The following is a 449-nucleotide window of genomic DNA, read 5'->3' as shown; positions in this document are numbered from 1 at the left end:
GAAATCGCCCGTCTGGTGGGAATCCGTCCCTACAACGCGATCGCCTTCACCGGCCCCATCGCGGTGTTCGTCAGCGTCTTCCTGATGTATCCCCTCGGACAGTCGGGATGGTTCTTCGCCCCCAGCTTCGGCGTGGCCGGAATCTTCCGTTTCATCCTGTTTTTCCAAGGATTCCACAACTGGACTCTCAATCCCTTCCACATGATGGGAGTCGCCGGCATCCTCGGCGGTGCGCTGCTGTGCGCCATCCACGGTGCCACGGTGGAAAACACCCTGTTTGAAGACGGTGAAGGTGCCAACACCTTCCGCGCCTTCGAGCCCACTCAAGCCGAAGAAACCTACTCTATGGTGACGGCGAACCGCTTCTGGTCCCAGATCTTCGGTATCGCCTTCTCCAACAAGCGCTGGTTGCACTTCTTCATGCTGTTCGTCCCCGTGACGGGCCTGTG

1 pseudogene is annotated in these 449 nt (G+C 59.2%); it reads left to right on the top strand.

The window, feature by feature from the left end:
• A pseudogene (locus LKE08_RS00065) lies at positions 1-449 on the top strand (photosystem II D2 protein (photosystem q(a) protein)); the annotation flags it as partial.

It is taken from the genome of Lyngbya sp. CCY1209 (assembly GCF_035615495.1).
Taxonomy (GTDB): domain Bacteria; phylum Cyanobacteriota; class Cyanobacteriia; order Cyanobacteriales; family Microcoleaceae; genus Limnospira.
This window is presented reverse-complemented; position numbering and strand designations above follow the sequence as displayed.